This is a genomic window from Phycisphaerae bacterium, from assembly GCA_035384605.1.
Classification (GTDB): domain Bacteria; phylum Planctomycetota; class Phycisphaerae; order UBA1845; family PWPN01; genus JAUCQB01.
Genome location: DAOOIV010000166.1, coordinates 1 through 7,895 on the forward strand (window position 1 = coordinate 1; position 7,895 = coordinate 7,895).

Below are 7,895 nucleotides of genomic sequence, written 5' to 3' on the forward strand. Positions count from 1 at the left end.
CCTGTCCGGAGGCGGCGGCCGGCACCTGATCTTTGCCCAATCAGGCGTCGTCATCCGCAGCCGGAATAACCTGCTCGCGGGCATCGATGTCAAAGCGGACGGCGGCTACATCGTGGCTCCGCCGTCGAACCACATCAGCGGCGGAACATACGCCTGGCGCCCGGGACGTGCTCCCGATCAGCGGCCTGCCGCCGACATGCCAACCTGGCTGCTGCAGATGGTGACCCAGCCCCGACCATCGGTGCCTCCGTGCGCTCCTGCTCCGTCCGGTGACGAACTCGACCGGCTGATGACCCGGGCCGGGCAGTACGTCGCCAAGGCGGCCGCGGCATCGGAAGGCAGCCGCAACAATGCCGCCTTCAACCTCGCCGGGCACCTCCACGCCTTCCAGTCGGAGAGGGGCCTTCGACTGACCGAGACCCAGATCCTCGATCTCATGCGGACCTGGAACCACCGCAACTGCCCGCCTTTGGGCGAGGATGAACTGGCCAAGGCCGTCCGGTCAGCCGCCAGGAACGGCACCCCCCGCCCAACACACCAGGTTCACATCAGCAGCGGCTCCTCTGAAACGCCTGAGCCGTGTGTTCCGCCGATCGAACCAGTCCTCCCGTTTCCGGTGGGAGTGATGCCTGAGCCGATGCGGTCTTTCCTGGAGATCTGCGCCACGGCCATCGGGTGTGATCCGTCCTACGTGGCCATGCCGATGCTGTCCACGCTCGCGGCGGCGATTGGCAACACCCGACGCATCCAGCTCAAGCGAGGATGGACCGAGCCGGCCATTGTGTGGACGGCCATCGTCGGTGAGAGCGGCACGCTCAAGACGCCCGCTTACAGGGTGGTGTTACAACCCGTGTACCACCTGCAAGCCAAGGCAATGAAGCAGGCCGCCGCCGCACAGGATCTCTATGAGAAGGCGCTGCTGCGATACGACAAGGAGCTCTCCGAATGGAAGCGCCGCAAGAACGCCGGAGACCCGCCGGCCAAGCCCGAGCCCCCGCAGGCCGAACGCATGCACGTATCCGACATCACCGTCGAGGCGATCGCCCCGATCCTGCTGGCTAACCCGCGAGGGTTGCTGCTGGCCTGTGATGAATTGGCCGCTTGGGTTGGTTCGTTCGACCGATACGCCCACAAGGGCGGGGGCATCGGTGCGGATGCCGCCCACTGGCTGAGCATGCACAACGGCGAAGCCATTCTGGTGGATCGCAAGAGTGGCAGGCCGAAGACGATCTACGTGCCATCGGCTTCCGTGAGTGTCACTGGCGGGATTCAGCCCGGCACCCTGAACCGAGCGATGGGTCGTGAACATCGCGAATCGGGGCTGCTGGCTCGGCTGCTGCTGGCCATGCCCCCGCGGCGGCCCAAACGCTGGACGGAGGCCGATATTCCGCCGTCCACCGAGGCGGCCTTGTTGACGATTGTGCAGCGGCTCAGGGAGCTGCAGTTCACCTATGGCGAGAACGGCGAGCCCCGCCCGGTGGTGGTAGCGTTGACGCCGGCGGCCAAGGAAGCGTGGATAACGTTCTACAATGCTCATGCCGAAGAGCAGGTTAATCTCTCTGGCGACCTGTCGGCGGTGTGGAGCAAGCTGGAGGGGTACGCGGCCCGGCTGGCGCTGGTGGTGCATTGCCTCCGCTGGGCCGCCGAAGACCCCACACTCGCTGACTCGGACAACGTGGATGAGAGGAGTATCGCGGCCGGCGTCGCCCTCTCGCAATGGTTCGGCAACGAGGCCAAGCGGATCTACACCGTCCTGGGCGAATCGGATCAGGATGGTGACCGCCGCCGCCTCATCGAGTGGATCGATCTGCACGGGGGCAGTGTCACCACTCGCGATCTGACACACGGACTGCGGCAGTACCGGGGCAGGACCAAGGCCGCATTCGACGCCCTGGAAAGGCTCTCGAAGGCTGGCTTGGGTAGATGGGTGAATCCCAAGCCCGATCCAGCCGGGGGACGACCTTCGCCGCGGTTCCAACTGGCCGATGGCTTGGCCGTCACCAAAACCCCTGCTGGCGATAGCGCCAGGGGCGGTTTTGGTTCCGGTGACGGTGGTGACAGTGGCGCAGCAGAGCTGGCGGCAGACCCACTGGCCGGTGACGACTGGGGGGAACTGTGAACACAGCGGTCCTGTTGATGGCGGAGCTGACCGCTCAGGGCATCGAGTTGCGGGCCCGGGGTGATCGCCTGCAGTTTCGGCCCGTCTCAGCCCTGACCGCGGAATGGGCTGACCGCGTACAACGTCACAAACAAGAGTTGCTGGCCCTGCTGAGACAAGCAACGTCCGAACCGCTCGAAACAACAGCGCAGCGGGAGGCACTTCGCTTTCTGCGAGTTGCGGTCCCCAGGCCGGACGGCCGAGGATGGTGGGATCAATCGGCGGTTCTGGATCCGGCCATTCGAGCAGCCATAGGCCCAGATTCCCTGGTGAAGCGGCCAGCCCACTCGGATGGACCAGACCCGAGCCGTCCTGGCCCCCTGGATGCACTGACTCCTGATCAACTCCGGCGTTACCTGGCCATCCGGCCAAGCTGTACGGGTCGGCCCTGGGAACAACATGCCCAGGCTTGGCAGGCGGCGGTCTCCGGCCGCCAGGAATCCTCGAATGGAGTGGATTCCTCTCGGGCGTTGAGGTACTCAGAACCTCTATAGGCGGGTAAGGCTCGATGGCCAAGCGACGGTCCAACGGACAAGGCACGCTCTTCAAACGGGTCGACAACGGCCCCTGGACTGCGGCCTGGTTCGACCACACCGGCCGGCGGCGAATCCGGTCCACCCGCACCACCGACCGCCGGGCCGCCGAGCAGATCCTGGCCAAGTTCGTAGCCGACGCGGCCCTGCGAAGAGCCGGGGTCATCGACCCGCGGATCGACAAGCTGGCCGAGGAGGCCAAGCGCGATCTTGACGGCCATATTGCTGCCTATGAGGCCCATCTTCAGGCCGGGCATCGTGCTGACAAGCACGTGTCCTCGACGATTGGGTACATCCGGGCCATGGCCGCCGACGCAGGCTGGATCACGACCGCAGACATTTCGGTCGAGCAAGTCAATCGCTTTGCCCAGAGACTCTCCCAGCACCGAAAGCGGTCTGCCCGCACGGTCCACGCCTACCTGACAGCCATGAAGGGCTTCACTCGTTGGTTGATGGTCAGTGGTAAGATCGCCAGCGACCCGCTGATTTCGGTGAGTAAGCCCAATCCCAAGACCGATCGACGCAGAGAGCGGAGAATGCTGCTGCCGGAAGAGTGGGAATGGCTCAGGACCATCACCGCCCAAGGACCTACCCGCTACCGAAACACCGGCTGGGAGCGGGTGCTGATCTACGCGACCGCCATCCAGACCGGTCTGCGCCAGAATGAGTTGCGAAGCCTGACCCGCGGGCGACTGTACCTGGATCATCAGCCCCCCTTCATCACCGTCAAGGCCGGGGCGACCAAAAACGCCAAGGACGCCCGCCAGTACATCCAGCCGGATCTGGCCGCCCAACTGGCCGAGCATGTGGCGACCCAAGCCCCCGCCTCCCCGGTGTTCGAGTTGGTCGGCGGCTCGGAGGTGGCCGACATGCTCCGGGCGGATCTGGCCGACGCCCGACAGGCCTGGCTGGAAGCGGTCAGGAACGACTCGGTCGAGTATCAGCATCGTCTTCAGTCGGACTTCCTCAAAGACATCAATTCCGAAGGTGAACGACTCGACTTCCACGCCCTGCGGCACACCTGCGGAGCCTGGCTGGCCCTGTCCGGAGCTCACCCCAAAGCCGTCCAGGCGGTGATGAGACACTCGACCATCACCTTGACCATGGACACCTACGGCCACCTCTTCCCCGGCCAGGAGGCCGAGACCGTCGCCCGGATGCCACAGATCCTGGGCAACTCCATCTTCGTCCTGCGCCCCACGGGTACAAATCCGTGAGCCCGGTCTTCGGCGGCGCGCTAGCGGTTTTGATAGCAGTCAGGGCACGATATCCTGCGAGCCTGTGCGGCTGGGTGCGACCAGACGGGCAAAACCTCCAGACCGGAGTCTTCCCTAAGTCTTTGAGCGTTGCGGGTTTATGCAAACACAAACGGCCCCGCGCGGGGCCGTGCGAAATGCGTCCTCAAGGACTCGAACCTTGAACCCTCTGATTAAGAGTCAGATGCTCTACCAGTTGAGCTAAGGACGCAAGCGGGTCAGTGCCAGGAACCGCCCCCAGGCCGTGGGGTGGCCCTTGTTTTGAGCCTCAAGATCCGTCCCGTGCTGCTTTACTAATGACCGTCTTACTCGGAAGGCAGCGCACGGCACGGACCCGCAAATTCGGCCACTGGCAACACGAGGCGACCGGTGCCCATTATATCACCCTGGCCGATGACCGTTTCAAGCACTCCTCCAAAGACCCAGCCGTAGCCGACACACAACGCGCCGACTGGGTTGCGACAAAGTATAACCCGGCCGAACGCAGTACTCAAGTCCCCGCCGGAGCCGCCGGCGATTTCGCAAACCTCGTTTTCGGGTCTTGCGCCGCCCTGGTTTATGATCAATGCGCCCCAATCGCGATTCCACTTGGTGATGCTCCGGGCTCTTGGGTCAGAGGACGGGCTGCCGAGGCTGTTGGGCAAGCACGGATAGGACCGGCTCGCCGACAACGCCGGGAGCGTCCGGCTCCTCATCAGAACATCCCATGAACCGCGAAAAACGCCGGTTGCGGAATCGCTCAACTCCGCCACATTCCCTGGTACCCGACATGCATCATCAGGTGATCGAGCAGAATCAAAGCAGTGAAGGCCTCAGCCACCGGCCAGATCCTCGCGACCAGCGTGGGGTCACGACGTGTGACGGCCTTCAGAACAGCGTTTTCCCGCGTCACTTTGTCCACCGTGTGCTGGTCCTTGCTGATGGTCGGCGTGGGCTTGACCGTCAGCCGGATGACGATCGGTTGGCCAGTGGTCAGGCCGCCGGTGACGCCCCCGGCGTTGTTGCTGCCGAAGCGCACTTTGCCGCCGTCGGCAAATAGTTGGTCGTTGCATTGTGAGCCGGTCATGTTTTTGACTTTGACGCCGGCCCCGATCTCCACTGCCTTCACCGCCCCGATGCTGAGCATCCGACCGAACTCGCCGTCCAGCTTGCGGAACACCGGTTCGCCCAGCCCGGCGGGAACACCCGTGGCCACCACCTCGACCACGCCACCGCTGGAGTCGCCCGAGTCCTTGATTTCGACGATCTTGCGGTACATCTCGTCGGCCGTCGCAAGGTCCGGACAGAAGAGACTGGGATGAATCCCGTGCTCGTCACGAATCCTCTTCTCGTCCATCTCGACCTTGGGGAAGCTGCCGATCATTCTCTCGACTTCGGAAAGCACCGGCATCTTCTCCAGGAAGCGCATACCAGGCTTGATCCGGCCCGACTGGTAGACAAATCGCCAGATGGGGTCATGTTCCTTGCGAACTTTGCGGTAAGCAGTTGCCTTCAGACGTATCTGCTCGATGGGCATGTCGGGCATGGCCACGCCCGCCGCCTCTCGAACATAAGCGGTGACCTCAATCCCCTTGTCGGCCAGGATTCTCTTGGCGACCGCCCCGGCCGCGACGACGGTCGAAGTGTACCGTCCGCTGAAAATGCCTGCCCCGATGGCGTCATCCCAGTGGTCGTACTTCTGATAGGAGGCATACGACGCGTGGCCCGGTCTTGGAGTGCGATTGGTCACCTGATACTGCTCGATGTGCTCGAAGTGTCGATCGAGGTTGGGGATCAGGATCACAAACGGCGTGCCGTTGGTGTGACCGGCGTTCTTGAACCCCGGCATGGTGTCGGCCGCGTTGATGCCGTTGTAGATGATCGGGATGTCCGGCTCGCGGCGAGGCGAGGTCAGCTCGCCCTGACCTGGCTTACGGAGCAACAGGTCCTCATAGATCTGCTCCTCCGTAATGCACAACCCCGGCGGGACCCCCTGAAGATGGATGGTCAAGCCCTCTTGGTAAGAACCGCCCCCCACCGCTACCTTGAACATCGTTCCCAGGTCACAACCCAGCATTGCTTATCTCCTTGCAGTTCCGTTTCTCAGGGACACTCGGACCAGCTCTGACTACCGCCGATTGCCACCCGGCGACGCTGTCAGCAGCCTGCCCGGCTTCGGAACGAGGGCGAGTATAGGAGACTGCTCTGGTATCTCCAAGGGCATCCAAATGCCAATTTGGCGGCTCGTCCGCTATGCCCTCAGCGCCTCTTGCCGCTTGAAATGGTCTTCCAAAACCAAAGCGGCCATGGCCTCAACGACTGGGACGGCACGGGGGCACAGGCAGGGATCATGACGGCCGGTTACCCGGATGGTTACCGGCTCGCCTCTGATGTTAATCGTCTGCTGCTGGTGGGCGATAGAGGAGGTCGGCTTGATCACCGTCCGGAAGACGATCTCATTGCCGTTGGAGATCCCGCCCAGAATACCGCCGGCATTATTGCTCAGAAAACCGTCCGGCGTCATCTGGTCGTTATGCCGGCTGCCGGTCATGTCGGCAGCGGCAAAGCCGGTCCCGAACTCGATGCCCTTGGTCGCCGGGATGGAGAGGATGGCCTTGGCCAGGTCGGCGTCCAGCTTGTCGAACACCGGTTCGCCCAGCCCTACCGGAACGCCCATGATTCGGCATTCGATGATGCCGCCGATGCTGTCGACCTGAGAACGGATCTCATCGACCCGCTTGACCATCAACTCAGCCGCCTCCAGGTCGCAAGCACGCATCGGATTCTTCTCGATCACGTCCAGATCAATCCTCTTGCAGTTAATCCCGCCGGCCCGCAGGGTGTATGCGACGATCCGCACGCCGCGCTTGGCCAGAAGCTGCTTTGCCACGGCCCCGGCTGCCACCCGTCCGACCGTTTCGCGCGCCGAGGCCCGGCCCCCACCGCGATAGTCGCGAATCCCATATTTCTTGAAGTAGGTGTAGTCCGCGTGCCCTGGCCGGAAGAGATCCTTGATGTTGTCGTAGTCTCCGGGGCGGGCGTTGCTGTTATGCACGATCATCATCAGCGGCACGCCGGTGGTCTTGCCCTCGTACATGCCGGACATAATCTCGACAGTGTCGGGCTCTTTACGATGGGTGACCACTTTCGATTGCCCAGGTCGGCGGCGATCCATTTCCGCCTGAATGGCCGCCAAGTCAAGGTCAAAGCCCGGTGGCACGCCGTCGATGATCACACCTACCGCTCGCCCGTGTGACTCGCCAAACGTCGTGATCCGAAAGAGTTGCCCAAAGCTATTGCCGGCCATGGCTACGCTCCTCGATGAGAGTCATCACCCGCGCCGCGGCCTGTTCCACGCCGCAGCCGCCTTCCAGATCGACAACCACGTCGGCCAGATCGATATACCGTGGTTCCCGTTCCCGGTACAGCTTCACGAAGCTCCCGAACGGGTCGTCTTTGTCCAGGAATGCGGGGAGCCCGGCCTTTTCGATGCGGCGGTAAACGACCTCGGCCGGCACCCGTAGATACACAACCGTACCGATCGCCTTCAGTAGCGACACCACCGTCTCGTTAAGGGCCGTCCGCCCGCCCAGAGCCACCACGTTCTTGCTGCCCGAACGATCGAGCTTGAGGTACAGTTCGCATACCACATGACCTTCGATCCGGCGGAAATGGTCCTCGCCGTGGCGAATGAGCATCTCTCGAACCGAAAGCCGTTCGCCGGCCTCGCACTCATGCATCGCCTCGATCATAGGATCCACGTCGTGGAAAGCGCAGTTCATCCGGGCGGCCATCGCCCGGCCGATGGAACTCTTCCCGCAATGTTTCATGCCGACCAGGACGATGTTCATTCGCCGGGTGCCACGCCCGCGGCTTTATGCGGGCATGTGCCTCCGCTGTAACAGACTGCTAGGGGCCTAGCGGACCTTTCCGACTTATGACCGCGCATTGCATGCGGTTGAAGCCCAA

5 protein-coding genes and 1 tRNA gene are annotated in these 7,895 nt (G+C 63.1%); 2 read left to right on the top strand and 4 right to left on the bottom strand.

All coding sequences use genetic code 11. From position 1 onward, the window contains the following. Together PLL20_20820 and PLL20_20825 are read left to right on the top strand one after the other, a co-directional pair. On the top strand, window positions 1-2,119 hold a 2,119-nt coding region (locus tag PLL20_20820; protein HPD32444.1), incomplete at its 5' end, for a DUF3987 domain-containing protein. Window positions 2,120-2,666: 547 nt separating this feature from the next. Further along, a complete protein-coding gene (locus PLL20_20825) occupies window positions 2,667-3,908 on the top strand; it encodes a tyrosine-type recombinase/integrase (GenBank protein HPD32445.1) in 1,242 nt (413 codons plus the stop codon). Window positions 3,909-4,085: 177 nt separating this feature from the next. On the opposite strand, the gene PLL20_20830 is transcribed toward PLL20_20825, so the two are convergent. The 4 genes from PLL20_20830 to PLL20_20845 all read right to left on the bottom strand — a co-directional run bounded on the left by PLL20_20830 (window position 4,086) and on the right by PLL20_20845 (window position 7,777). After that, a tRNA-Lys gene (locus PLL20_20830) sits at window positions 4,086-4,158 on the bottom strand. Between the two features lie 528 nt (window positions 4,159-4,686). Beyond that, entirely contained in the window at window positions 4,687-6,003 is a 1,317-nt protein-coding gene (locus PLL20_20835) for a chorismate synthase (GenBank protein ID HPD32446.1), read from the bottom strand. Between the two features lie 174 nt (window positions 6,004-6,177). Further along, on the bottom strand, window positions 6,178-7,233 hold the full coding sequence (gene aroC / locus PLL20_20840) for a chorismate synthase (protein ID HPD32447.1): 1,056 nt from the start codon (window positions 7,231-7,233) through the stop codon (window positions 6,178-6,180). Further along, window positions 7,220-7,777, bottom strand: coding sequence for a shikimate kinase (locus tag PLL20_20845; GenBank protein HPD32448.1), 558 nt, complete (start codon window positions 7,775-7,777; stop codon window positions 7,220-7,222). Before PLL20_20845 ends, aroC begins: the two co-directional genes overlap by 14 nt. Window positions 7,778-7,895 lie beyond the last annotated feature (118 nt).